Raw genomic sequence first — 21,146 nt, 5'->3', positions numbered from 1 at the left:
GTTGATTGAAGCTTTGACCTTGCTTTCTCAATTCATATATTTGAACTTTATCTTCATAAGTTAATTTCATAATAAAACACCCCAAAAGTTAGATTTTTTCTGTCTAACTTTTGGGGTGCAGTTCAAATTGGTGGGTTTTATTATGCACTATTTTCCAAAAATCTCTTTGAGGTCTGCCTCTGTAATCCCAATCATGGCTGGGATGCTGTCCCAGTTTTCTTCTGTCAGGATGTAGGATTGTTCAGAGTCACTTGATGTGGCAGTTTCAGAGATAGATTGTTGCTTTTCTTCAACATTCTCCAATAAATCACTGAAACGTTCAATCAGATAGGTTTTTCGGGCAGTTCCGATATGTTGGGTAGCATAGTCGAAGGCCTGTAATTCGCCTAGTAAGATAAGCTTGCTTTTGGCGCGTGTAATGGCTGTATAGATGAGATTTCGCTCCAGCATGCGCCTGCTAGCACTGGTAATCGGTAGGATGACAACAGGAAACTCGCTTCCCTGGGACTTATGGATACTCATGGCATAGGCCAGGCGAATCTTGTACCATTCGTTACGTGGGTAAGAGACCTCGTTGCCATCAAAATCAATGACAATCTCGTCTTGTTTCGATTCGGTATATTTACCAGGAATCAGGTCTGTGATGGCTCCTAAATCTCCATTAAAGACATTGATTTCAGCATCGTTGACCAAATGAATGACCTTATCCCCCTTACGATAGTGGCACTGGGGAGCTTCAAAACTGAGTTGGTCTTTTTGTGGTGGATTGAGCAGGTCTTGCATGAGTTGGTTGATGGAATCAATCCCTGCAGTCCCTCGGTACATGGGAGCCAGAACCTGAATATCACGAGCAGGGATACCACTTCTAAGGGCAGCGCCTAAAATCTTTTCAATAGTAGCAGGGATATGACCACTAGCGATTTCAAAGTAGGAACGGTCTGCTTTTTTCTGGGTGAAATCAGCTGGCAAGATACCCTGTCGAATCTGACTAGCTAGGGTGACGATGGTTGATTCTTCGCTTTGTCGATAAATTTTTTCCAAGCGAGTCTGAGGAATCAAGGGAATATGAAGCAAATCCGCTAGAACCTGTCCAGGGCTGACAGAAGGCAACTGGTCGCTGTCACCCACTATGAGGATCTTGCTGTTAGAAGAGATGTTGGAGAAGAGTTGGTTGGCCAGCCAAGTATCAACCATAGAAAATTCATCCACGATAATAAAGTCGGCATCCAGATAATCTTCCAGATGGCTGGTGTCATCGTCGCCTGTCATTCCCAAGTGACGGTGTATGGTCGCGCTAGGCAAACCTGTCAATTCATTCATGCGTCGAGCGGCTCGTCCAGTTGGAGCAGCAAGAAGAATAGGCAAATTGCTTTTTTTCCTGAGGTCAAGCCCTTCTAAAAGGGCATAAACAGCGATAATCCCATTGATAACCGTTGTCTTACCAGTACCAGGTCCACCTGTTAGGATAAAGACTTTATTCTGGATAGCATCGCAGATAGCTTGTTTTTGAATGCTATCATAGTGGATTCCCAGATCTTCCTCGACAGTAGTGATATGTTTTTGAATGGTTTCCATATCTGGGCTCTTTTGTTCTCTTTTTTCAAGGATACGAACCAAGTGACTGCGGATGCCTTCCTCAGCGAAAAAGAGGCTGTTGTCAAAAATCTTGGTATCAATCTGCTGAACCTTGTCTTCTTCGATCAGGTAGGAGAGCTCTTGGGCCACTTGGCTGGGATCCAGTTCAACGGGGCGGGAAGACTCAAGGAGGGTAAGGGTTTGTTCTAGTAAATCCCGTGCTTCAACATAGGTATCCCCTGTTTCCATACAGGCCTGAAAAAGACTGTGAACTAGACCGGCGCGGAAGCGTTCAGGAGCCTGACTTTCGATGCCTAGTTCCTCTGCTAATTGGTCAGCAATGGTAAATCCCAAGCCCTTGATATCCTCAACCAGCTGGTAGGGATAATTTTCAACCACATCAAGGGTTTCTTCCTTGTAAAAGTCTTGAATCTGAAAGGCTAATTTATTGGGAATACCGTAGTTAGCAAGTTTGGCCAAAACCATCTCGGTTCCGTAGTTGAGACGGAGGGTGGAGACGAAAGCCTCGCGATTTTTGGCAGAGAGTCCTGCGATGCCTTCTAACTTTTCTGGGTGTTGCAGAATTTCGTCAATGGTATTTTCGCCATAGGTATCCACAATTTTCTGAGCAGTCTTGAGACCAATCCCCTTGAAATGGCTACTTGAAAAGTACTTAACCAAGCCCTTGCTAGTTGGTTTTGAGCGTTCATATCGGCTGATTTGCAGTTGCTTCCCATACTTGGAGTGCTGGACAATTTGTCCCCAAAAAGTATAGTCTTCTCCCTCAATCACATCAGCCATGGTGCCCGTGACAATGATTTCAAAATCATCAAAATCCTCTGCGTCTGTATCGTCGATTTCTAGGAGAAGGATGCGATAAAAATTGCTGGGATTTTCAAAAATAATCCGTTCAATGGTTCCTGAAAAATAAACTTCCATAAAATTCCTTTGCATGAATAGGTGAGAGTTGGGGGATATTATAGTCAATAAATAATCATCTTCTCACGATAGAAGAAGAGGCTGAGATTGGTGATTCTCGGCCTCTTAGGTCTCTTAAAATGTTCCGATACGGGTGATTGGCCAGAAGCGGAATTTAGCTTCCCCTGTGATATCTTTTGCTTTAAAAGTACCTACGTGGCGACTGTCACTTGAAACCAAGCGGTCATCTCCGAGGAGAAGGTATTCTCCTTCTGGGACGGTAAAGCTAAAGTTGGTATTGTAGTTGACATCAACTGTGAAGGCTTGGGCTTTCTCAGCAATACTTCTAAAGAAGGTTCCTTTATTTCCTTCAAAGCCCTTGCCTGAGTAGGTGCTTTGGAGTTTGTCATCCTTGAAGCGTTTGATATAGTCAGCTAGATAAGGTTCATCTGTCTCTTTGTCATTGATGTAAAGTTTATCATTTTCGTAACGGATGGTATCGCCAGGCATTCCGATGACACGTTTGACAATGTCCTTATTGCCATCTTCCTCATGGGCAACCACGATATCAAATCGGTCAATAGGTAGGTGTTTGACAACAAAGAGGATTTCGCCATCCGCTAGGGTAGGATCCATGGAATGCCCTTCTACGCGGACATTGCTCCAAAAAAAGATACGACTTAAAGCTAGTAATGACAGAATTAGGAGGAACAATCCCCACTCTTTTAAGAAATTTTTAAATGAATTCATAACTTACCTTTCTAAGCGTTTTTTCGCTTTTTCAGTATTTTTAAAGTGCAGTTTGGCGCAGAAATTGAGTCCTTGCATGCCATAGGCTTGCAAAATCTGGCTAGCCACCTTATCAGAAGCCGTTCCAGCTCCACTTGGAAGTTGATAGCCCAGTTCTCGTCCCAGATTTTCAAGATTTTCCAGAAAGAGATCACGCGCAATGACAGAAGAAACTGCGACAGCCAAGTATTTGCCCTCAGCCTTTTCTTCTAAGCTGATAGGATTGCTGAAACGATTGGCCTCTTGTGCCAAGTACTTGTCATAATTTTTAGCGCTGGTAAAGGCATCAATCACAATTTTCTCAGGCTGAAGTCCTTTTTGAAGAAGGAGATAGATAGCCTGATTATGGAGGGCTACCTTAACAGAAACAGCGTTGTAGCGGTCTCCAATGACCTCGTTGTACTTGCTTGGTGAGAGAAGCAGTGCCTGGTGCTGGATTTTTTCCTTGAGGATAGGGGCAATCTGACGGATCTTTTGGTCGGTCAGAGTTTTAGAATCCCCCACACCAAGTTGGCGTAAGAAGGCATGCTGGTCAGGTGTGACAAAGGAAGCCACAACTGCAAGTCCACCAAAGTAGGAACCATTTCCTACCTCATCTGTCCCAATTAAAGGGAAATTTTGTCCCCTGTTTTCCTCTACAAGTTGATAGCCAAAGAAACGAGCATATTTCTCAGCTCCTTCACCCTGAAGCAAGACCTTTCCAGAAGTATAGATAGAAGCCGTTGCTTGAGGTAGTCGCAAAAAGTAGCGAATATAGGGATTCTTGCTGGGAGCCAGACTGGTCTGATAGTGTTCAAGAAAAGCCCGAATCTCCTTTTCGCTTGGTGTGAGTGTTATACTTGCCATAGTTTCTATTGTACCATAAAAGCAGGCAAATTTGTAAAAACTGACAAAATTAGCGAATTTTGGTATAATATCGTGAGGTGAATTTTATGGCAAATCTAAATCGATTCAAATTTACATTCGGGGAAAAATCATTAACCTTGACAAGCGAGCATGACAATCTCTTTATGGAGGAAATCGCTAAGGTTGCGACAGAAAAATACCAAGCAATTAAAGAACAAATGCCTAGCGCAGATGATGAAACAATCGCTCTTTTGTTGGCAGTCAACTGTTTATCAACTCAACTCAGCCGTGAGATTGAATTTGATGATAAGGAGCAAGAGCTAGAAGAACTCCGTCACAAGCTTGTGACTTGCAAGCAAGAACAGAGCAAGATTGAGGATTCCTTATGATTTCACTCTTTCTTCTATTGGTCTTGGCTTGGGGATTTTATATCGGCTATCGGAGAGGCCTGCTCTTACAGCTTTATTACCTGATTTCAGCCATGGCATCGGCTTTTATGGCTGGCCAGTTTTATAAGGGGCTTGGAGAGCAATTCCATTTATTGCTCCCTTATGCAAATCCGCAGGAAGGTCAGGGGACTTTCTTTTTCCCATCGGATCAACTCTTTCAGTTGGATAAGGTCTTTTACGCAGGGATCGGCTACTTGCTTGTATTTGGGATAGTTTATAGCATCGGTCGTTTGCTTGGTCTCCTCTTACACTTGATTCCTAGTAAAAAACTGGGTGGCAAGTTGTTCCAAGTTTCAGCAGGGATTTTGTCCATGTTGGTGACCTTATTTGTCTTGCAAATGGCTTTGACCATCTTGGCGACTATTCCCATGGCAGCTATACAAAATCCTCTTGAAAAGAGTATCGTCGCAAAACACATCATCCAGAGCATACCGGTAACAACCAGTTGGCTCAAACAAATCTGGGTGACAAATTTAATCGGATAAAAAGGGCAGGAATTTTCCTAGCCCTTTGTTTACAGATTTGACTCGAATCTATTAGAATGTATGAAGCTTAATACTATTCGAAAATCTCTTCAAACTACGTCAGCTTCCATCTACAACCTCAAAACACTGTTTTGAGCAACCTGCGGCTAGCTTCCTAGTTTGCTCTTTGATTTTCATTGAGTATACCACACCTAGACATTCAAAGACAAGGAAATAAAGATGAATAAGAAAATATTAGAAACATTAGAGTTCAATAAGGTCAAGGCCTTGTTTGAGCCTCATTTGTTGACCGAGCAGGGCTTGGAGCAATTGAGACAGCTGGCTCCGACTGACAAAGCAGATAAAATCAAACAGGCTTTTGCTGAGATGAAGGAAATGCAGGCTCTTTTCGTCGAGCAACCGCATTTCACGATTCTCTCAACTAAGGAAATTGCAGGAGTCTGCAAGCGGTTGGAAATGGGGGCGGACCTCAATATCGAGGAGTTCCTACTCTTGAAGCGTGTACTTCTTGCCAGCCGAGAACTGCAAAGTTTTTATGCCAATCTGGAAAATGTCAGCTTGGAAGAATTAGCCCTTTGGTTTGAAAAATTACACGATTTTCCGCAATTACAAGGAAATCTCCAAGCCTTCAATGATGCAGGTTTTATTGAAAATTTTGCCAGTGAAGAATTGGCGCGAATCCGTCGAAAAATCCATGATAGCGAGAGTCAGGTACGCGATGTTTTACAGGACCTGCTCAAGCAAAAAGCGCAGATGTTGACAGAAGGGATTATTGCCAGCAGAAACGGCCGTCAGGTTCTACCTGTCAAAAACACCTACCGCAATAAGATTGCAGGTGTCGTTCATGATATTTCTGCTAGTGGAAATACCGTCTACATCGAACCCCGTGAGGTGGTCAAACTGAGCGAAGAAATTGCCAGTCTGCGAGCAGATGAGCGCTATGAAATGCTTCGCATTCTCCAAGAAATCTCGGAGCGTGTTCGTCCTCATGCGGCTGAAATTGCCAATGATGCTTGGATTATCGGCCATCTGGACTTGATTCGTGCCAAGGTTCGCTTTATTCAAGAAAGGCAAGCAGTCGTTCCTCAGCTGTCAGAAAATCAGGAGATTCAATTGCTTCATGTCTGCCATCCTCTGGTCAAAAATGCCGTCGCAAATGATGTCCATTTTGGTCAAGATTTAACAGCGATTGTCATTACAGGTCCCAATACAGGTGGGAAGACCATCATGCTCAAAACTCTGGGATTGACGCAGGTTATGGCCCAGTCAGGTTTACCGATTTTAGCAGACAAGGGAAGTCGTGTTGGTATCTTTGAAGAAATCTTTGCCGATATTGGAGATGAGCAGTCTATTGAGCAGAGCTTGTCTACCTTCTCTAGCCACATGACCAATATTGTGGATATTCTTGGCAAGGTCAATCAACATTCACTCTTGCTCTTGGATGAGTTGGGGGCTGGTACAGATCCCCAAGAGGGAGCCGCCCTTGCCATGGCTATTCTGGAAGACCTTCGTCTGCGTCAAGTCAAGACCATGGCTACTACTCACTATCCAGAGCTCAAGGCCTACGGTATTGAGACAGCCTTTGTGCAAAATGCCAGCATGGAGTTTGATACTGCAACTCTTCGCCCGACCTATCGCTTTATGCAGGGTGTTCCTGGTCGAAGCAATGCATTTGAAATTGCCAAACGTCTAGGCCTATCTGAGGTTATCGTGGGGGATGCCAGTCAGCAGGTTGATCAGGACAATGATGTCAATCGGATTATTGAGCAACTGGAAGAGCAGACGCTGGAAAGCCGTAAACGTTTGGACAATATCCGTGAGGTGGAGCAAGAAAATCTCAAGATGAACCGTGCTCTCAAAAAGCTCTACAATGAGCTTAATCGTGAAAAGGAAACAGAGCTTAACAAGGCGCGTGAACAGGCTGCTGAGATTGTGGACATGGCCCTAAGTGAAAGTGACCAGATTCTCAAAAATCTCCACAGCAAATCCCAACTCAAGCCCCACGAAATCATTGAAGCCAAGGCCAAGCTGAAAAAATTAGCTCCTGAAAAAGTAGATTTGTCTAAAAATAAGGTTCTTCAAAAGGCCAAGAAAAAACGAGCTCCAAAGGTGGGAGATGATATCGTGGTTCTCAGTTATGGCCAGCGAGGTACCTTGACCAGTCAACTCAAGGACGGCCGCTGGGAAGCCCAAGTCGGCTTGATTAAGATGACTTTAGAAGAGAAAGAATTTGACCTTGTTCAAGCTCAGCAAGAAAAGCAAGTCAAGAAAAAACAAGTCAATATCGTGAAACGAACTTCTGGTCGTGGTCCACAAGCTAGACTGGACCTTCGAGGCAAACGTTATGAAGAGGCCATGAATGAGCTAGATGCCTTTATCGACCAAGCCTTGCTTAACAATATGGCACAAGTTGATATCATCCATGGTATCGGAACAGGTGTCATCCGTGAAGGTGTCACCAAATACCTACAAAGAAACAAGCATGTCAAGAGTTTCGGCTATGCCCCACAAAATGCTGGAGGCAGTGGTGCGACTATTGTCACTTTTAAAGGATAGCAGTATTTTGGACTTTATACAGTAAAAACTGTTGAATTAAGTTTTACTGATAAACACATTGACAAAAGCCAACATTTTTTGTAAAATAAGAATCAATTAAATACCAACACCGAATGAAGTTTAATAGAAGTGGGGAATCGTTTGATTTTCCATGACTGTAAATGGACGGAACTCTGGAGAGACCGTAAAGGCACCGAAGGGGCAAGGCAGGCAACTGCTCAAACTCTCAGGTAAAAGGACAGAGCTAGGATAGACCGCTTTTTAGCATTTATCTAAGCATTCCAGAGTACATGTGTTTTGCATGTGCTCTTTCTTTTGGGGTTGAAAAGATAGGAGAAGGAAATGTTAGAATTGCTTAAATCAATCGATGCTTTTGCGTGGGGCCCACCCCTTTTGATTTTATTGGCCGGAACAGGAATTTACCTAACTGCTCGTCTAGGACTTTTGCAGGTTTTGCGTCTGCCCAAGGCTTTCCAGCTTATTTTTACTAAGGACAAGGGGCATGGCGATGTATCCAGCTTTGCGGCCTTGTGTACAGCCCTAGCAGCGACAGTTGGTACGGGAAATATTATCGGGGTGGCGACGGCTATCAAGGTCGGTGGACCAGGAGCCCTCTTTTGGATGTGGATGGCTGCTTTCTTTGGGATGGCTACCAAGTATGCGGAAGGACTACTAGCTATCAAATACCGCACCAAGGACGACCATGGTGCAGTAGCGGGAGGTCCCATGCACTATATCCTTCTAGGGATGGGAGAAAAGTGGCGACCACTTGCCATCTTCTTTGCCCTGGCAGGTGTGCTAGTAGCTTTGCTGGGAATCGGAACCTTCACCCAAGTGAACTCGATTACAGAATCTATCCAAAATACAACGGCTATTTCACCAGCCATCACAGCTCTTGTGTTGTCTGTATTTGTAGCGATTGCTGTCTTTGGTGGACTCAAGTCCATCTCTAAGGTGTCAACTACTGTTGTTCCTTTTATGGCTATCATCTATATTTTAGGAACTCTTACAGTTATTTTCTTTAATATTGGAAAAATTCCTGCCACAATCGCTTTAATCTTGACATCCGCTTTTAGTCCAGTTGCTGCGGTAGGTGGATTTGCCGGTGCTAGCATTCGAATGGCTATTCAAAATGGTGTAGCGCGTGGTGTGTTTTCAAATGAGTCTGGTCTGGGTTCTGCTCCCATTGCAGCAGCTGCAGCTAAGACAAATGAACCGGTAGAGCAAGGCTTGATTTCCATGACAGGAACCTTTATTGATACACTCATTATCTGTACCTTGACTGGTTTGACCATCTTGGTAACTGGTGTTTGGAGTGGTGATTTGAATGGAGTTGCCTTGACTCAGTCAGCCTTCTCAACAGTCTTTTCACACTTTGGACCTGCCCTTTTGACCATCTTCCTTGTGCTCTTTGCCTTTACAACGATTCTAGGTTGGAACTACTACGGTGAACGCTGTTTTGAGTTTCTCTTTGGCGTTCGCTTTATCTGGCTCTATCGAGTGGTCTTTGTACTCATGGTCTTGTTGGGAGGATTTATCGAGTTGGATATGGTTTGGATTATCGCAGATATTGTCAACGCTTTGATGGCTCTGCCAAACTTGATTGCCCTCTTAGTCTTGTCACCAGTCGTCATTGCTGAGACTAAAAAGTATTTTGATAAATAATGAAATCACACAGCTCGTGTGATTTTTTGCTTTCATAAAAAATTTCTATCAGTGCAATTTAAAATATATATTATGCACGGTATAGAATCTGTGATAGACTAGATTTCAACAACATGAAAAGAGGTTTTATGATGACAACATTTACCATCCATACAGTAGAATCAGCACCAGCAGAAGTGAAAGAAGTTCTTGAAACAGTAGAAAAAGATAACAATGGCTATATTCCCAACCTAATCGGTCTCTTGGCCAATGCACCGACTGCTCTAGAGGCTTACCGTACTGTCGGAGCTATCAACCGTCGCAACAGCCTGACACCTGTTGAGCGTGAAGTGGTGCAAATCACGGCAGCAGTAACTAATGGTTGTGCCTTCTGCGTCGCAGGTCACACAGCCTTTTCCATCAAACAAATCCAGATGAACGATGACCTTCTTCAAGCCCTTCGCAATCGTACTCCAATCGAAACAGATCCTAAATTAGACACTCTGGCTAAGTTTACTTTGGCAGTTAGCAATACCAAGGGCCGTGTAGGAGATGAAGCCTTGGCTGAGTTTCTAGAAGCTGGCTACACTCAACAAAATGCCTTGGATGTGGTTCTTGGTGTCAGCCTAGCAAGCCTCTGTAACTATGCCAATAACCTAGCCAATACACCCATTAACCCAGAATTGCAACCTTATGCTTAATACTTATCTGAGTAAAATGAAGTCTGAAATAATCGGACTTCGTTTTTTTAGCACCTCATTTAAGCGCTTTTATGCTATACTGAAACTAACATGATTATTGGAGGTTAGGATGAAAAAACTCCCCTTGGTATTTTCTGGTTGTTTGCTAGGTTTGGCAGGAGCTGGAAATCTTATTTTAGATACGTTGCCGTTTCTGTCCCATCTGTTGAGTCTGACAGGTTTGAGTTTGTGGATTTACTTTCTGCTTCTGCATCTCTTTAATTGGAAAGAGACCAAGCAAGAATTGACCAAGCCCCCTCTTTTGTCAGGAATGGCGACCTTTCCTATGGCTGGGATGATTTTATCTACCTATGTTTTTCGCGTCTTCCCTCATCTTCCTTTGGTAGCGCAAGGGCTCTGGTGGTTTTCATTTCTCTTGGATTTGGCCTTGATTGCTGGTTTCACCATCAAGTTTGCTTATCCAGGCAAGAGAGTCAATGCTACTCCAAGCTGGACGGTACTTTATGTGGGGATAGCAGTGGCTGCCTTAACCTATCCTCTCGTAGGCATTATCGAAATTGCCTATGCGACCTTGAGTTTTGGTTTTCTCCTAACCTTCTATCTCTATCCCCTTATTTATAGCGATTTAAAGAAACATCCACTCCTACTAGCCTTGCTTGGTCAAGAAGGAATCTACTGTGCTCCTTTCTCTCTACTCTTGGCTTCCCTAGTTCGAGTTGGAGGAGAGAGCCTACCGACTTGGCTATTAGTTGTGATGATTTTGGCTTCCCAATCCTTCTTTTTCTTTGTTTTGACTCGCCTGCCCAACATTTTAAAACATGGCTTTCAACCAGCCTTTTCAGCCCTCACCTTCCCAACTATTATCACGGCTACCTCGCTCAAGATGGCTCAGGGAATCTTGAAACTTCCATTTTTGGATTATTTAGTACTGGCTGAAACCGCTATTTGCTTAATTATTTTAGTCTTTGTACTAGGTTCTTATCTGAATTGGTTACGAAAAAAGGTCTAGCTAGAAATAGCTAAACCTTATTTTTTATGGTTTGATAACCTCAGCTCCGCCCATGTATGGACGAAGTGCTTCTGGGATGGTCACAGAACCATCTTCATTTTGGTAGTTTTCAAGAATAGCAGCCACTGTACGTCCAACTGCAAGTCCAGAACCGTTCAAGGTATGGAGGAGTTTCACCTTGCCGTCTGCTTCATCACGGTAACGGATTTGGGCACGACGGGCTTGGAAATCTTCTGTGTTTGAACAACTTGAGATTTCACGGTAGGTATTTTGCGCTGGAATCCAAACTTCCAAGTCGTAAGTTTTAGCAGCTGAGAAGCCCATATCTCCTGTAGAGAGAGCAACGACACGGTATGGAAGGTTAAGTTTTTGAAGGATATTTTCAGCGTTGGCTGTCATTTTTTCCAATTCTTCATAAGATTCTTCTGGCTTGGCAAATTTAACCATTTCAACCTTGTGGAATTGGTGCAAACGAATCAAGCCACGAGTATCACGACCGGCAGAACCAGCCTCAGAACGGAATGATGGACTCATAGCAGTGAAGTAGATTGGCAGGTCTTTACCGTCCAGGATTTCATCACGGTAGTAGTTTGTCAGAGGAACTTCAGCTGTAGGAATAAGGACGTAATTGCTATCGCTGAGTTCAAAAGTATCTTCCTTGAATTTTGGATATTGACCAGTACCAAACATAGAGTCATGGTTAACCATGTAAGGCGTGATGACTTCCGTATAGCCTTCTTTTCCATGTTCATCCAACATAAAGTTGTAGATGGCACGTTCCAAACGAGCACCGAGACCTTTATAGAAGAGGAAACGAGCGCCTGTTACCTTACCACCGCGTTCCCAGTCAAGGATACCAAGATCTTCACCAAGATCCCAGTGAGCTTTTGGCTCGAAATCGAACTCGCGTGGAGTACCCCAACGGCGAACTTCCACATTGTCATCTTCGTCAGCCCCAACAGGAACGCTGTCAGCTGGGATGTTTGGAAGAGTAGTAGTAAATTCTGTCAATTTAGCATCGATTTCTGCCAATTCAGCATCCAAGGCTTTGACTTCAGCAGATAGAGTTTGCATGGCAGCAATCTTGTCATCTGCATTTTCCTTGTTGCGTTTGGCTTGGGCAATCTCAGCAGAAACTGTGTTACGTTCTGCTTTTAAAGTTTCAACCTTGACCAAGATGTCACGACGTTTAGCATCGATTTCTTTCATCTCGTTTAAGATAGCAGCATCTACACCACGTGTAGCTAATTTTTCTGCGACAGCATCAAAGTCTGTACGAATACGTTTGATATCTAACATAAGAACTCCTTTATGAAAAAAGCACACCTGACAAAGCGTTGGAGTGGCAGGGCCACGGTTCCATCCAACTTCACAGGTGTGCACTTGATTGTGTATGTAATTGTTACTAACGGTAGAATTTCACCTATCCCTCCTATCTGCTCGCAGCACCCGCAGACTTTCTGAAAGAAGAAGATAACCTACTTATCCGTTGCTATGATTATACTAAAGTTTCTACTTTTTTGCAAATAGATTTTTAAATTTTTGACCAATGGTTTGAATCAGGGTAGGAAGTTTGACGACCTTGTCATTGCCCAGCTTTTCGCGTGCAATTTTGAGAATGGCACCTGAGTCTTTTGAAGCAAAGAGGAATTTTCCTCTGTCTGTAAAGACTTCGAAGTGGCGACTGATTTTGCGACCAGAGACATTAGCTCCAATCTGGTTGATATGGCTCCAAGGAATCTGGATAAATTGTTCAACATTGACATCTGGGTAAAATTCCAGAGCCTGATCTCCGACAAGGAATTTCCCAACTTTCCCAGCTATGGAGAGATAGGAAGTTCCTGTCGTATTGAGGAGCACTGTTTTGTTAAGAGATTGGGCCATGATTAATCTTCCTTGTTTTCACCGAAAAAGGCATTGTAGAGGGCTTTAATAGCTGCTTTCTCTTGGTCTTTATGGACAACAAACATAATAGAAACTTCACTAGAACCTTGAGACATCATCTGGATGTTGATCTTGTTTTCAGATAGAGCGCGTGTCGCAGTGGCAGTTACTCCGATGTGACTCTTCATTTTTTCACCAACAATCATAATGATTGAAAGGTCGTGTTCGATTTCTGCATGATCTACTTCAGCCTTTTGAACCAACTGACGAAGGATTTCTTCTTCCTTGATAGGAGTTAGTTCGCGAGAACGGAGAATGATAGAAAGATCGTCGATACCTGTTGGCATATGTTCCCAACCGATGTTAAGATCTTCAAGGATTTGAAGAACCTTGCGTCCAAATCCAACTTCACGGTTCATGAGGTATTTCGACATGTTGATGCTGACAAAGCCTGAGTCACCAGCAATTCCTACTACTGGGAATTCATCACTACTGTGTTTTAGAACGATACGAGTACCTGGATGGTCAGGATTGTTGGTATTCTTGATAACTAGAGGAATTTTTCCTCGGTAGGCAGGAAGAAGGGCTTCGTCATGAAGGACTGAGAATCCTGCATAGGCCAACTCACGCATTTCACGGTAGGTCAACTCAGGGATTGAGTGTGGTTGGTGGATAATACCAGGGTGAGCCGCAAAGATACCATCAACGTCTGTAAAGTTTTCATAGAGGTCTGCCTTAACACCGGCAGCAATGATAGAACCTGTAATGTCTGATCCTCCACGTGAGAAGGTACAGATCTGATTTTCCTTGGTAACTCCAAAGAAACCAGGAATGACAAGGACTTCATTTGCATTTGTCAATTCTTCAATCTTGTCATAACTTGATGGAATGATGCGAGCGTGACCAGGCTCACTTGTGACCACAATACCAGCTTCTCGAGGATGCACATAGCGTGCATCAATCCCATTTTGGTTAAAGTAGGTAGCAATCAATTTAGCATTGTTATTTTCACCGGCTGCTAGGAAAGTATCGTAGAGAAATTCATTTTCTTCAATAGGAAGAGTGGCTAAGGCGCGAATGCTTTTTGAAATTTTCTCTAGCACAGCTGGTTTCAGTCCTAATTCACTAACCATAGCGGCATAGCGGTCGATAATCCAGTTTTGGCTCTTGCTAATATCGTTACCAGCAACATAGTCGCGGTAGTATTTAATCAAGGCATCCGTAACCTTAGTATCTTCAGCATTGCGTTTACCAGGCGCAGAAACGACTACAAAACGGCGCTCTTTATCGCTTTTGACGATGTTCAAAACTTTTTCTAATTGACTAGCAGAGGCAAGAGAGCTACCTCCAAATTTAACAACTTTCATAAGAACTCCTAAAGTAAGTATTTTATACGATTATAGCAGAAAGAAAGCCTTTTTTCAATGAAGAAAGTAAGATGCTTTCTAGGATAAAGCGATCCTTGCCAATCGGCTGAGACACTTTTAGTCGATTTTTCCTTGCTTTCGAGTTTTAAAAAAGATATACTTTGAAAATAAAATAATTTAATACTCAATGAAAATCAAAGAGCAAACTAGGAAGCTAGCCGTAGACAGTACTTGAGTACGGCAAGGCGAAGCTGACGTGGTTTGAATTTGATTTTCGAAGAGTATAAACTGCTTATAAAATAAAAAGGAGTCCCGATGGAACACATTATTTATCAGCTTGAAGAGGATTTGGCAATCCTTACCTTAAATCGTCCTGAGGTTGCGAATGGTTTTCATATTCCTATGTGTGAGGAGATTTTAGAAGCTCTGACTTTGGCAGAAGAGGATCCGGCTGTGCATTTTGTATTAATCAACGCGAATGGCAAAGTCTTTTCAGTTGGGGGAGATTTAGTAGAGATGAAGCGGGCGGTGGATGAGGATGATATTCCATCATTGACAAAAATCGCAGAATTAGTCAATACTATTTCTTATAAAATCAAGCAAATTGCTAAACCTGTCTTGATGGAGGTTGATGGGGCAGTTGCAGGTGCCGCAGCGAATATGGCTGTTGCTGCAGATTTCTGTCTGGCAACGGATAAGGCTAAATTTATCCAAGCTTTTGTTGGAGTTGGCCTGGCTCCGGATGCAGGAGGAATTCATCTCTTGAGTCGAAGTATTGGTGTGACGCGTGCTGCTCAATTAGCTATGACAGGAGAAGCTTTAACGGCAGACAAAGCTTTAGAATGGGGACTAGTTTACCGTGTCTGTGAAGCTGATAAACTTGAAAAGACGAGAGAACAGCTTCTTAAAAAATTGAGACGAGGGTCAGCTAATTCCTATGCTGCCATTAAGAAGTTGGTCTGGGAGAGCCAATTCAAAGACTGGCAGGATTATGCTGCTTTAGAATTGAACCTACAGGAATCTTTGGCTCAAACAGAGGATTTCAAAGCGGGAGTTCGGGCTCATTCGGAGCGAAGAAGACCTAAATTTACAGGAAAATAAAAAAATACTTGCACTGTTCTTTGAACTTTGATATAATTTTTCTGTCAAATGTTTTGATTGTGAAAGTTTTTTGAAAAGGAGGGAAAAGAGATTGGACTACCAACGAATTAATGAATATTTAACATCTATATTTAACAATGTCCTCGTCATCGAGGAAGTTAGCTTGAGGGGTAGTCGTTTCAAGGATATCTCCATCAAAGAAATGCATACGATTGATGTGATTGGAAAAGTTCCAGATGTGACACCAAGTCAAGTGTCAAAAGAGTTGATGGTTACTCTTGGGACAGTTACGACTAGTTTGAATAATCTCGAACGCAAGGGTTACATTGAACGCATTCGTTCAGAACATGATCGACGTGTGGTACATCTGCATTTGACAAAGAAAGGTCGCTTGGTTCATAGGCTACATAAACGCTTCCACAAGGCTATGGTTGAAAAAATCATTGATGGTATGAGTAAGCAAGAGATGGAGGTTATGAGCAAAGGTTTGACCAATCTTTATCAATTTTTGGAGGATTTGAGATAATGGCTTTTGCAAAAATAAGCCAGGTTGCTCATTATGTGCCAGAGCAAGTGGTTACAAATCATGATTTGGCTCAGATTATGGATACCAATGATGAGTGGATTTCAAGTCGGACGGGAATACGTCAAAGACATATTTCAAGAACAGAATCTACTAGTGATTTAGCTACAAAGGTTGCTAAGAAACTGATGGCAAAAGCTGAAATCACAGGAGAGGAGTTGGATTTTATCATCCTAGCTACCATCACTCCAGATTCGATGATGCCCTCTACAGCTGCTCGTGTCCAAGCCAATATTGGTGCTAATAAGGCCTTTGCTTTTGACCTAACAGCGGCTTGCAGTGGATTTGTATTTGCTCTTTCAACTGCTGAAAAGTTTATCGCTTCTGGTCGCTTTCAAAAAGGCTTGGTGATTGGTAGTGAAACCCTCTCTAAAGCAGTCGATTGGTCAGACCGATCAACAGCTGTTTTGTTTGGAGATGGTGCTGGTGGAGTCTTGCTAGAAGCTAGCGAGAAAGAGCATTTTTTGGCTGAGAGTCTCAATAGTGATGGGAGTCGTAGCGAGTGTCTAACTTATGGACATTCAGGCTTGCATTCTCCGTTTTCAGATCAAGAAAGTGCAGATTCATTTTTGAAGATGGATGGGCGTGCAGTCTTTGATTTTGCTATTCGGGACGTAGCCAAGTCTATCAAGCAGACTATTGATGAATCTCCTATAGAGGCGACAGACTTGGATTATCTGCTACTTCATCAGGCTAATGACCGTATTTTGGATAAGATGGCTAAAAAAATTGGTGTCGACCGAGATAAACTTCCAGCCAATATGATGGAATATGGCAATACCAGTGCAGCCAGTATCCCGATTTTACTTTCAGAGTGTGTAGAACAAGGTCTCATCCGTTTAGATGGTAGCCAGACTGTTCTACTATCAGGCTTCGGTGGAGGCTTGACATGGGGCACGCTCATTCTTACAATTTAGGTAATCATGTGGTGAACACATTGTTATAAAAAAACTATTTATTTTAAAGGAGTCCTATCATGGCAGTATTTGAAAAAGTACAAGAAATTATCGTTGAAGAACTTGGAAAAGACGCATCAGAAGTAACACTTGAATCCACTTTTGATGATTTGGACGCAGATTCATTGGACTTGTTCCAAGTGATCTCAGAAATCGAAGATGCTTTTGATATCCAAATCGAAGCAGAAGATGACTTGAAAACAGTTGGTGACTTGGTTGCCTACGTTGAAGAGCAAACAAAATAAACAGAATATAAATAGAAGGAGTAGGGAAACCCGCTCCCTCTTGTTTAGGCAATAGTTTGATTTTCAAATTATGACGGTATCGAACTATTACGTAAGCAAGAAACGATGGAGGCACTATGAAAACGCGTATTACAGAATTATTGAACATTGATTATCCTATTTTCCAAGGAGGAATGGCCTGGGTTGCTGATGGAGATTTGGCAGGAGCTGTTTCCAAGGCTGGAGGACTAGGGATTATCGGTGGGGGGAATGCCCCTAAAGAAGTTGTCAAGGCAAATATTGATAAAATCAAATCATTGACTGATAAACCCTTTGGTGTCAACATCATGCTCTTGTCTCCCTTTGTGGAAGATATTGTAGACCTCGTTATCGAGGAAGGGGTTAAGGTAGTTACAACAGGCGCAGGAAATCCAAGCAAATACATGGAACGTTTCCATGAAGCTGGTATTACGGTTATTCCTGTTGTGCCAAGTGTTGCCCTAGCGAAACGCATGGAAAAAATCGGTGCGGATGCCGTTATTGCAGAAGGAATGGAAGCTGGGGGGCATATCGGTAAATTAACAACCATGACCTTGGTGCGCCAGGTTGCTGCTGCTGTATCTATTCCTGTTATTGCTGCAGGAGGGATTGCGGATGGTGAAGGTGCTGCTGCTGGTTTTATGCTAGGTGCAGAAGCTATTCAGGTTGGAACTCGCTTTGTCGTTGCAAAAGAGTCTAATGCCCATCCAAATTATAAGGCGAAAATTTTAAAAGCTAGAGATATTGATACTACGATTTCAGCTCAACACTTTGGACATGCTGTTCGTGCGATTAAAAATCAGTTGACTCGTGATTTTGAACAAGCTGAAAAAGATGCCTTTAAACAAGAAAATCCAGATTTGGAAATTTTTGAACAAATGGGAGCAGGTGCTCTAGCCAAAGCGGTTGTTCACGGAGATGTGGATGGAGGCTCTGTCATGGCAGGTCAAATTGCAGGCCTTGTTTCCAAAGAAGAAACCGTTGAAGAAATCCTAAAAGATTTGTATTACGGGGCAGCTAAGAAAATTCAAGAAGAAGCCTCTCGTTGGGCAGGAGTTGTAAGAAATGACTAAAACAGCCTTTTTATTTGCTGGTCAAGGTGCCCAGTATCTAGGTATGGGCCGTGATCTCTATGATCACTACCCTATTGTCAAAGAAACGATTGATCAAGCGAGTCAGGTACTCGGTTATGATTTGCGTTATCTCATTGATAGGGAAGAAGAAAAACTTAATCAGACTCGCTATACGCAACCAGCTATTTTAGCAACTTCAGTTGCTATTTATCGTTTATTGCAAGAAAAGGGCTATCAGCCTGATATGGTTTCTGGTTTGTCTCTTGGAGAATACTCTGCCTTGGTGGCCAGCGGTGCCTTGGATTTTGAAGATGCGGTTGCCTTGGTAGCTAAGCGTGGATCCTATATGGAAGAAGCGGCCCCTGCTGGTTCTGGCAAGATGGTAGCAGTTCTCAATACGCCAGTAGAGGTCATTGAAGAAGTCTGTCGAAAAGCTTCTGAACTTGGAGTAGTTACTCCAGCCAACTATAATACACCTGCACAAATTGTGATTGGTGGAGAAGTGGTTGCAGTTGATCGAGCTGTCGAACTCTTGCAGGAAGCAGGTGCCAAACGCTTGATTCCTCTCAAGGTGTCAGGTCCCTTTCATACTGCTCTCCTTGAGCTTGCTAGCCAGAAACTAGCTGAAACTCTGGCTCAGGTAAGTTTTTCAGATTTTACTTGTCCCCTAGTTGGCAATACAGAAGCTGCAGTTATGCAAAAAGAAGACATTGCTCAACTCTTGACGCGTCAGGTCAAGGAACCAGTTCGTTTCTATGAAAGTATTGCAGTTATGCAAGAAGCAGGAGTAACCAACTTTATCGAGATTGGACCAGGGAAAGTCTTGTCAGGCTTTGTCAAAAAAATTGATAAAACGGCTAAACTAGCTAATGTTGAAGATCAGGCGAGTTTGGAAACCTTGCTAGAAAACGAGTAATCCCTTCTCCCATAAATACAAGAGGAAACAGGAGAAAAGAATGCAACTAAAAAATAAAAATATCTTTATTACAGGTTCGAGTCGTGGGATTGGTCTTGCCATTGCCCACAAGTTTGCTCAGGCAGGAGCCAACATTGCCTTAAACAGCCGTGGGACAATCTCAGAGGACTTGCTAGCCGAGTTTTCAAACTATGGTGTCAAGGTGGTTCCCATTTCAGGAGATGTATCAGATTTTGCAGACGCTAAGCGTATGGTTGATCAAGCTATTGCAGAGCTGGGTTCAGTAGATGTTTTGGTCAACAATGCAGGAATTACACAAGATACCCTAATGCTCAAGATGACAGAAGCGGATTTTGAAAAAGTGCTCAAGGTTAACCTGACTGGTGCCTTTAACATGACACAATCAGTCTTGAAACCGATGATAAAAGCTAGAGAAGGTGCTATCATTAATATGTCTAGTGTTGTTGGTTTGATGGGAAATATCGGTCAAGCTAACTATGCAGCTTCTAAGGCTGGTTTGATTGGTTTTACCAAGTCTGTGGCGCGTGAAGTGGCCAATCGCAATATCAGAGTTAATGCTATTGCACCTGGAATGATTGAGTCCGATATGACAGCTGTTCTATCAGACAAGGTAAAAGATGCCATGCTGGCACAAATTCCTATGAAAGAATTTGGGCAGGCAGAGCAGGTTGCAGATTTAACAGTATTTTTAGCAGGCCAAGATTATCTAACTGGTCAAGTAGTTGCCATTGATGGTGGCTTAAGTATGTAGCAGAAGCTAGAGGTGAAAAAGATGAAATTAAATCGCGTAGTAGTAACAGGTTATGGAGTAACATCTCCAATCGGAAATACACCAGAAGAATTTTGGAATAGTTTGACAACTGGAAAAATCGGAATTGGTCCAATTACAAAATTTGATCATAGTGACTTTGATGTGCATAATGCAGCAGAAATCCAAGATTTTCCTTTTGATAAATACTTTGTTAAGAAAGATACCAATCGTTTCGATAACTATTCTTTGTATGCCTTGTACGCAGCCCAAGAAGCCGTTAATCATGCTAATTTAGATGTAGAGGCTCTTGATAAAGATCGTTTTGGTGTTATTGTGGCCTCTGGTATTGGTGGAATCAAAGAAATTGAAGATCAAGTGCTTCGCTTAAATGACAAAGGACCAAAACGTGTGAAACCATTGACCCTTCCAAAAGCCTTGCCAAATATGGCTTCAGGAAATGTTGCTATGCGTTTTGGAGCAAACGGTGTTTGTAAATCCATCAATACTGCCTGTGCTTCATCAAATGACGCGATTGGGGATGCCTTCCGCTCAATTAAATTTGGTTTCCAAGATGTTATGTTAGTAGGTGGTTCAGAAGCCTCTATTACACCTTTTGCTATTGCTGGTTTCCAGGCCCTAACTGCTCTCTCAACTACAGAGGACCCAACTCGTGCTTCCATTCCATTTGATAAGGACCGTAATGGTTTTGTTATGGGTGAAGGTTCTGGGATGTTGGTTCTTGAAAGTCTTGAACACGCTGAAAAACGTGGGGCTACTATCCTTGCTGAAGTGGTTGGTTACGGAAATACTTGTGATGCCTACCACATGACTTCACCACATCCAGAAGGTCAGGGAGCTATCAAGGCCATCAAACTAGCCTTGGAGGAAGCTGAGATTTCTCCAGAGCAAGTAGCCTATGTCAATGCTCACGGAACGTCAACTCCTGCTAATGAAAAAGGAGAAAGTGGTGCGATCGTGGCTGTTCTTGGTAAGGAAGTACCTGTATCATCAACCAAATCATTCACAGGACATTTGCTGGGTGCTGCAGGTGCAGTAGAAGCTATCGTCACAATCGAGGCTATGCGTCATAACTTTGTACCAATGACAGCTGGAACAAGTGAAGTATCAGATTATATCGAAGCCAATGTCGTTTATGGACAAGGCTTGGATCAAGAAATTCCATACGCCATTTCAAATACTTTTGGTTTTGGTGGCCACAATGCAGTTCTTGCTTTCAAACGTTGGGAGAATAAATAAGT

At 42.8% G+C, this 21,146-nt stretch carries 20 protein-coding genes and 1 riboswitch; of the genes, 14 read left to right on the top strand and 6 right to left on the bottom strand.

What is annotated here, in order from left to right; translation table 11 throughout:
- Positions 1-147: 147 nt before the first annotated feature.
- The 3 genes from recD2 to rnhC all read right to left on the bottom strand — a co-directional run bounded on the left by recD2 (position 148) and on the right by rnhC (position 4,128).
- A complete protein-coding gene (recD2, locus tag QM818_RS06415) occupies positions 148-2,514 on the bottom strand; it encodes an SF1B family DNA helicase RecD2 (RefSeq protein ID WP_261446975.1) in 2,367 nt (788 codons plus the stop codon).
- Positions 2,515-2,628: 114 nt separating this feature from the next.
- A complete protein-coding gene (lepB, locus tag QM818_RS06410; protein ID WP_004245100.1) occupies positions 2,629-3,243 on the bottom strand; it encodes a signal peptidase I in 615 nt (204 codons plus the stop codon).
- Between the two features lie 3 nt (positions 3,244-3,246).
- Positions 3,247-4,128 carry a ribonuclease HIII gene (rnhC, locus tag QM818_RS06405; RefSeq protein ID WP_414300049.1) on the bottom strand — a complete coding sequence of 294 codons (882 nt, stop codon included), beginning with the start codon at positions 4,126-4,128 and terminating at the stop codon, positions 3,247-3,249.
- Between the two features lie 86 nt (positions 4,129-4,214).
- Here rnhC and zapA point away from each other — a divergent pair, with 86 nt between their 5' ends.
- The 6 genes from zapA (at position 4,215) to QM818_RS06375 (ending at position 10,972) form a co-directional block, all read left to right on the top strand.
- Entirely contained in the window at positions 4,215-4,517 is a 303-nt protein-coding gene (gene zapA, locus QM818_RS06400) for a cell division protein ZapA (RefSeq protein ID WP_049546761.1), read from the top strand.
- Positions 4,514-5,062 (top strand): CvpA family protein, encoded by a 549-nt coding sequence (locus QM818_RS06395; protein ID WP_261032763.1) that lies wholly within the window; start codon positions 4,514-4,516, stop codon positions 5,060-5,062. The genes zapA and QM818_RS06395 overlap by 4 nt, the downstream gene beginning before the upstream one ends.
- Positions 5,063-5,281: 219 nt before the next feature.
- On the top strand, positions 5,282-7,618 hold the full coding sequence (locus tag QM818_RS06390; RefSeq protein WP_414300048.1) for an endonuclease MutS2: 2,337 nt from the start codon (positions 5,282-5,284) through the stop codon (positions 7,616-7,618).
- Between the two features lie 163 nt (positions 7,619-7,781).
- Positions 7,782-7,870, top strand: a riboswitch (glycine riboswitch).
- A gap of 90 nt (positions 7,871-7,960) precedes the next feature.
- Positions 7,961-9,283: an alanine/glycine:cation symporter family protein gene (locus QM818_RS06385; protein ID WP_261080906.1), complete on the top strand. Its 1,323-nt coding sequence runs from the start codon at positions 7,961-7,963 to the stop codon at positions 9,281-9,283.
- A 131-nt stretch (positions 9,284-9,414) separates the two neighbouring features.
- The gene (locus QM818_RS06380; RefSeq protein WP_261080914.1) at positions 9,415-9,963 is read left to right on the top strand and encodes a carboxymuconolactone decarboxylase family protein; all 549 of its coding nucleotides are present in this window, start codon (positions 9,415-9,417) and stop codon (positions 9,961-9,963) included.
- 109 nt (positions 9,964-10,072) lie between these two features.
- On the top strand, positions 10,073-10,972 hold the full coding sequence (locus QM818_RS06375) for a TDT family transporter (RefSeq protein WP_261080907.1): 900 nt from the start codon (positions 10,073-10,075) through the stop codon (positions 10,970-10,972).
- Between the two features lie 24 nt (positions 10,973-10,996).
- Here QM818_RS06375 and serS read toward each other — a convergent pair whose 3' ends face one another.
- From serS to QM818_RS06360, 3 genes are all read right to left on the bottom strand, one after another.
- Complete coding sequence (serS, locus tag QM818_RS06370) at positions 10,997-12,271, bottom strand: serine--tRNA ligase (protein WP_084927831.1); 1,275 nt, start codon at positions 12,269-12,271, stop codon at positions 10,997-10,999.
- 213 nt (positions 12,272-12,484) lie between these two features.
- On the bottom strand, positions 12,485-12,856 hold the full coding sequence (locus QM818_RS06365; RefSeq protein WP_049487025.1) for a DUF956 family protein: 372 nt from the start codon (positions 12,854-12,856) through the stop codon (positions 12,485-12,487).
- A gap of 2 nt (positions 12,857-12,858) precedes the next feature.
- Positions 12,859-14,223 carry an aspartate kinase gene (locus QM818_RS06360; protein WP_261032190.1) on the bottom strand — a complete coding sequence of 455 codons (1,365 nt, stop codon included), beginning with the start codon at positions 14,221-14,223 and terminating at the stop codon, positions 12,859-12,861.
- A gap of 315 nt (positions 14,224-14,538) precedes the next feature.
- Between QM818_RS06360 and QM818_RS06355 the strand changes: the two genes are divergently transcribed.
- From QM818_RS06355 to fabF, 8 genes are all read left to right on the top strand, one after another.
- Positions 14,539-15,324, top strand: a complete 786-nt coding sequence (locus QM818_RS06355; protein ID WP_261080908.1) for an enoyl-CoA hydratase — start codon at positions 14,539-14,541, stop codon at positions 15,322-15,324.
- A 91-nt stretch (positions 15,325-15,415) separates the two neighbouring features.
- Positions 15,416-15,850 (top strand): fatty acid biosynthesis transcriptional regulator FabT, encoded by a 435-nt coding sequence (fabT, locus tag QM818_RS06350; protein WP_000386356.1) that lies wholly within the window; start codon positions 15,416-15,418, stop codon positions 15,848-15,850.
- Positions 15,850-16,824, top strand: coding sequence for a beta-ketoacyl-ACP synthase III (locus tag QM818_RS06345; protein ID WP_261073911.1), 975 nt, complete (start codon positions 15,850-15,852; stop codon positions 16,822-16,824). Before fabT ends, QM818_RS06345 begins: the two co-directional genes overlap by 1 nt.
- Positions 16,825-16,883: 59 nt before the next feature.
- A complete protein-coding gene (locus QM818_RS06340) occupies positions 16,884-17,108 on the top strand; it encodes an acyl carrier protein (protein WP_000257838.1) in 225 nt (74 codons plus the stop codon).
- Positions 17,109-17,224: 116 nt separating this feature from the next.
- Complete coding sequence (fabK, locus tag QM818_RS06335; RefSeq protein WP_049500269.1) at positions 17,225-18,199, top strand: enoyl-[acyl-carrier-protein] reductase FabK; 975 nt, start codon at positions 17,225-17,227, stop codon at positions 18,197-18,199.
- Positions 18,192-19,115, top strand: coding sequence for an ACP S-malonyltransferase (gene fabD / locus QM818_RS06330; RefSeq protein WP_261073912.1), 924 nt, complete (start codon positions 18,192-18,194; stop codon positions 19,113-19,115). The genes fabK and fabD overlap by 8 nt, the downstream gene beginning before the upstream one ends.
- Before the next feature lie 40 nt (positions 19,116-19,155).
- Positions 19,156-19,887, top strand: a complete 732-nt coding sequence (gene fabG / locus QM818_RS06325; protein ID WP_049492977.1) for a 3-oxoacyl-[acyl-carrier-protein] reductase — start codon at positions 19,156-19,158, stop codon at positions 19,885-19,887.
- A gap of 21 nt (positions 19,888-19,908) precedes the next feature.
- Positions 19,909-21,144, top strand: a complete 1,236-nt coding sequence (fabF, locus tag QM818_RS06320) for a beta-ketoacyl-ACP synthase II (RefSeq protein ID WP_049502052.1) — start codon at positions 19,909-19,911, stop codon at positions 21,142-21,144.
- Positions 21,145-21,146 lie beyond the last annotated feature (2 nt).

The sequence above is a fragment of the Streptococcus mitis genome, from assembly GCF_047464035.1.
Lineage (GTDB): Bacteria > Bacillota > Bacilli > Lactobacillales > Streptococcaceae > Streptococcus > Streptococcus mitis_DX.
The sequence above is the reverse complement of the archived record's forward strand: the minus strand, read 5'-3'. Positions and strand labels throughout refer to the sequence as shown.

Bases quoted from the DNA above. Each gene is read 5' to 3' on its own strand.
- fabF (WP_049502052.1), top strand. From the start codon at position 19,909: ATGAAATTAAATCGCGTAGTAGTAACAGGTTATGGAGTAACATCTCCA.
- lepB (WP_004245100.1), bottom strand. From the start codon at position 3,243: ATGAATTCATTTAAAAATTTCTTAAAAGAGTGGGGATTGTTCCTCCTA.
- QM818_RS06365 (WP_049487025.1), bottom strand. From the start codon at position 12,856: ATGGCCCAATCTCTTAACAAAACAGTGCTCCTCAATACGACAGGAACT.
- fabD (WP_261073912.1), top strand. From the start codon at position 18,192: ATGACTAAAACAGCCTTTTTATTTGCTGGTCAAGGTGCCCAGTATCTA.
- QM818_RS06385 (WP_261080906.1), top strand. From the start codon at position 7,961: ATGTTAGAATTGCTTAAATCAATCGATGCTTTTGCGTGGGGCCCACCC.
- serS (WP_084927831.1), bottom strand. From the start codon at position 12,271: ATGTTAGATATCAAACGTATTCGTACAGACTTTGATGCTGTCGCAGAA.
- fabK (WP_049500269.1), top strand. From the start codon at position 17,225: ATGAAAACGCGTATTACAGAATTATTGAACATTGATTATCCTATTTTC.
- rnhC (WP_414300049.1), bottom strand. From the start codon at position 4,128: ATGGCAAGTATAACACTCACACCAAGCGAAAAGGAGATTCGGGCTTTT.
- QM818_RS06345 (WP_261073911.1), top strand. From the start codon at position 15,850: ATGGCTTTTGCAAAAATAAGCCAGGTTGCTCATTATGTGCCAGAGCAA.
- QM818_RS06390 (WP_414300048.1), top strand. From the start codon at position 5,282: ATGAATAAGAAAATATTAGAAACATTAGAGTTCAATAAGGTCAAGGCC.
- fabG (WP_049492977.1), top strand. From the start codon at position 19,156: ATGCAACTAAAAAATAAAAATATCTTTATTACAGGTTCGAGTCGTGGG.
- QM818_RS06380 (WP_261080914.1), top strand. From the start codon at position 9,415: ATGACAACATTTACCATCCATACAGTAGAATCAGCACCAGCAGAAGTG.
- recD2 (WP_261446975.1), bottom strand. From the start codon at position 2,514: ATGGAAGTTTATTTTTCAGGAACCATTGAACGGATTATTTTTGAAAAT.
- QM818_RS06375 (WP_261080907.1), top strand. From the start codon at position 10,073: ATGAAAAAACTCCCCTTGGTATTTTCTGGTTGTTTGCTAGGTTTGGCA.
- zapA (WP_049546761.1), top strand. From the start codon at position 4,215: ATGGCAAATCTAAATCGATTCAAATTTACATTCGGGGAAAAATCATTA.
- QM818_RS06355 (WP_261080908.1), top strand. From the start codon at position 14,539: ATGGAACACATTATTTATCAGCTTGAAGAGGATTTGGCAATCCTTACC.
- QM818_RS06360 (WP_261032190.1), bottom strand. From the start codon at position 14,223: ATGAAAGTTGTTAAATTTGGAGGTAGCTCTCTTGCCTCTGCTAGTCAA.
- QM818_RS06340 (WP_000257838.1), top strand. From the start codon at position 16,884: ATGGCAGTATTTGAAAAAGTACAAGAAATTATCGTTGAAGAACTTGGA.
- QM818_RS06395 (WP_261032763.1), top strand. From the start codon at position 4,514: ATGATTTCACTCTTTCTTCTATTGGTCTTGGCTTGGGGATTTTATATC.